This window comes from Desulfonatronospira sp., from assembly GCA_003563255.1.
Lineage (GTDB): Bacteria > Desulfobacterota > Desulfovibrionia > Desulfovibrionales > Desulfonatronovibrionaceae > Desulfonatronospira.
This window is the reverse complement of record PWSL01000092.1, coordinates 1-2919: the sequence shown is the minus strand read 5'-3', so window position 1 is coordinate 2919 and position 2919 is coordinate 1. Positions and strand designations below refer to the sequence as shown.

Annotated in this window: 4 protein-coding genes; all 4 read right to left on the bottom strand. The window is 52.9% G+C overall.

Annotation, left to right across the window (positions count from 1 at the left end):
- Positions 1–162 precede the first annotated feature (162 nt).
- Positions 163–951, bottom strand: a complete 789-nt coding sequence (locus QZP87_RS02810; RefSeq protein WP_291321401.1) for a ThiF family adenylyltransferase — start codon at positions 949–951, stop codon at positions 163–165.
- A gap of 7 nt (positions 952–958) precedes the next feature.
- Positions 959–2221 carry a nickel-dependent lactate racemase gene (larA, locus tag QZP87_RS02805; protein WP_291321400.1) on the bottom strand — a complete coding sequence of 421 codons (1263 nt, stop codon included), beginning with the start codon at positions 2219–2221 and terminating at the stop codon, positions 959–961.
- Positions 2222–2225: 4 nt separating this feature from the next.
- Positions 2226–2510, bottom strand: a complete 285-nt coding sequence (locus tag QZP87_RS02800; RefSeq protein ID WP_291321399.1) for a MoaD/ThiS family protein — start codon at positions 2508–2510, stop codon at positions 2226–2228.
- On the bottom strand, positions 2507–2919 hold a 413-nt coding region (locus QZP87_RS02795), incomplete at its 5' end, for an aldehyde ferredoxin oxidoreductase C-terminal domain-containing protein (protein WP_291321398.1). The genes QZP87_RS02800 and QZP87_RS02795, both read right to left, overlap by 4 nt.

Below are 2919 nucleotides of genomic sequence, written 5' to 3'. Positions count from 1 at the left end.
ATAACCTGTCTCAATTGGGGACAGGCACTTTTGCCGTTTGATAACTTGCAATTGAACAAAATAACAGGCGGCAAAAGAGCCAGTCCCCGGAGGTCAATATATAAGTTTCGCTGTAGTGTTATAGATAGAATATTTAGAAGTGCCAGCCTGAGACCCAGTCTCTTACAATGTGTTCAAGTCTACAGTGGAAAAGCGCATCCGGGCCATGTCAGCCATGAGCAGGCTCCCGCGCAGGGCAGGATCGACGCCGGTCAGGATTCTGATCAGTTCACCCGCCTGCAGGGATGCGGCGAAAGAAGCCACAGGGGCCAACACTCCTAGTTCATTCTCCACGGAACTGGTTGACTTGCCCATGAACTCTCCAATCCCTGATTCACCCGGCCATGTGGTGCATACCAGTGCGTGCCATCCGGCGATCCCAGCTGAGACCAGGGGCAAGTCGGCATTTCCGGCCATTTCCAGCAGTTCCTGGCGGTAATCTGCACCACCCAGGCAGTCTGCTACGGCCTGAACAGAATCCAGCAGATCAACCCTGACTAAATCCTCAACAGCCACGACTTCCACCAACGGGTTGATGGTAAGGGCTCTTTGCCTGGCCGCCAGGGCCTTGGGTTTTCCCAGGGTTTCGGATGTGGCCAGAATTTGCCGGTTGCAGTTGCTTTCTTCAAATACATCCGGATCGCAGGCTACAATTTTACCCACTCCCATGCGGACCAGGTATTCACAGAGGTTGCCTCCCAGCCCACCGCATCCAACTATAAGTACTGCCGATCTGGTCAGGCTGATCTGGTCTGTCAAACTCAGAGTCTGACTGTTTCGTTGGTAGCGAAGAGGAAGTTCTCCCGCCTCCATGGCCAGCAGGACCTCTTCCTGGACCGGGTTTCCCGATATGTCTGCACGGTTGAATATTTCCCGGTCTGAAATATATGTTCTTATTGGCTGCTGAGTCATATCTCAATTATTCCTGGTTATAAAAGTAAGATGTATTGGCATTGGGCAAAACAGCCACTCTCGGGTTGAATCCGGGAGGTTGCTCTTTAAACCACCTGTCAAGGGTTTCCTGGGCGTTTCCTTTGCTCAGGTGGCAGTCGGCCAGGGTCTGGGCATCCAGTTCAGAATCAATTACAACTGAAAACCGGGTCAGAGTCCGGCTGTAAAGATAGGCCTTGTGCGCTCCCATTCGAAACCCGAACTCTTCAAAATCTTTCATTTGAGAGGAAGGACAGGTAAAACGGCGGACATAATCATAGTAACATTGATCACCCACTCCTTGGGTGCAGGCGGCCAGAAGCAGTATTCTGCCTCCCTGGACCGTACATTGAGAAGCGGTGTTCAGGCCTTTTTGAGCCTGGTATATGCATATATCCTTTGGATGGCCGCCACAGGAGGCGATTACTATGTCAAAGGGCTCCTTCAGGGGAAGTCCGTATAGCTGCTCTGTAATATGAGCACCGGACATAAGGACTGCTTCCGGTTCTCCCGCCAGAACCGCCACTGCTTTCTGGGCCGCGTTGAGGCAGACATTGACAGCCAGGTCAATACCGATCATCCTCCCGGCTTCATTCAGATCCTGGCGGGGAGAATTATCATGAATATTTCCCGCTACCGCCCCGGGCGTGGACATCAAACTGTGGTTTTTCTCAATCATTTTTCTGGAGGCGCAGCCGATGGTCACCCCTTTGGATCCACCGGTCATGCCCTGGTACTGATGGGGATCGATCATACCCACTACAATCTTCAGATCAGCCTCACCAAATACAGCATTTATCTCCACCGGTGTTCCCATGGATGTAAAGCCGTAGCTTTTCAGGGGCGATGACAGAGCATCATGAGAGACAACCCTGCAACCCCTTAAATCCTCAGGAAGAATGCGGGCCAATTGATCACTGTCAGGGGCCGGGTGCAGCCCCCCCCCGACAACAATTGCCACGGCTGCCGGATCAATACCAGGCCAGGCCTTGAAGATCCTGTTCAGAAGCACTGGCAGCAGCTCTTTCAATGGTACCGGGCGGGTTTCGTCAGGAACGGCAATGGCTATCCGGCCCGGCCTGGGTCTGCTTTCCAGGGGCTGAGCCTGCAGGGGGGCGTCCAGGGCAGCCTGCAGGGAACCCGCCAGATCAGAAAGATGGGGTAGATCACGGGGAGTCAACACCTGGACGTCGGCCTGTTCAGGCAGTCTGAGTATCTTGACCCCTTTGCCGTATTTGAGCTTTACTTCCATTTTTTCAACCGCCGCAAATGTAAGGACATAGAGATACTGCATCCCTGTCCGCAAGTCTGGTTTTCAAGTTGGCCATTCTACCATTAACAAAAGCGAGCATAACCTGATCTTCACCAAGCCCCAGGTGTTTGAGCAGATCCGCCAGAGTTGACTCCCGGGGCATGGGAAAGTGTTCAGCGTCTTCAGGGGTGTATTTTTCCAGAATTGATTCAAGGTGCAGTTTCAGTGTAATGGGGTTTTCCTGGAAACAGTTCCCGGATATGGCCTGATTTGTCTTTGTCTGCTTCATACAAGCCAGTCCAGACCGAGGTTATACAGGGCTCCTCTAGTAGGAACGCCTCTTTCATCCCAGTTCATCATGGCGTAGTAAAGCTCCAGGGCTTTCTGGAATTCTTCCCCGTCAATGTTCTGACCTTTGAGCACGCCCTCGGGCAGCGGTTCGAACATCCGCCGGAAGAGCTTATCGTCCTTGCTGTCCATTCCCTGGCGGACATTAAACATCCGGGCCAGGACTATGGAGCGCTCGGCCACAAGCATCAGTTCATGCAGGCTGGTGGACCAGCCGGTGATGGCCTCCACGGCCTGGCACAGTTTGTCATAGGTCATGGAAAACAAAGGAGCCACAACAAAGTTGCACAGCCCCAGGGTATTATTCATGGCCCAGGTCTTTTCTCCGGCAATGAAGTAGCGCACCTTGT

What these genes read in the sequence shown, in the direction of transcription:
- QZP87_RS02810 (WP_291321401.1), bottom strand. Translation starts at nt 951, where the DNA reads ATGACTCAGCAGCCAATAAGAACATATATTTCAGACCGGGAAATATTC.
- larA (WP_291321400.1), bottom strand. Translation starts at nt 2,221, where the DNA reads ATGGAAGTAAAGCTCAAATACGGCAAAGGGGTCAAGATACTCAGACTG.
- QZP87_RS02800 (WP_291321399.1), bottom strand. Translation starts at nt 2,510, where the DNA reads ATGAAGCAGACAAAGACAAATCAGGCCATATCCGGGAACTGTTTCCAG.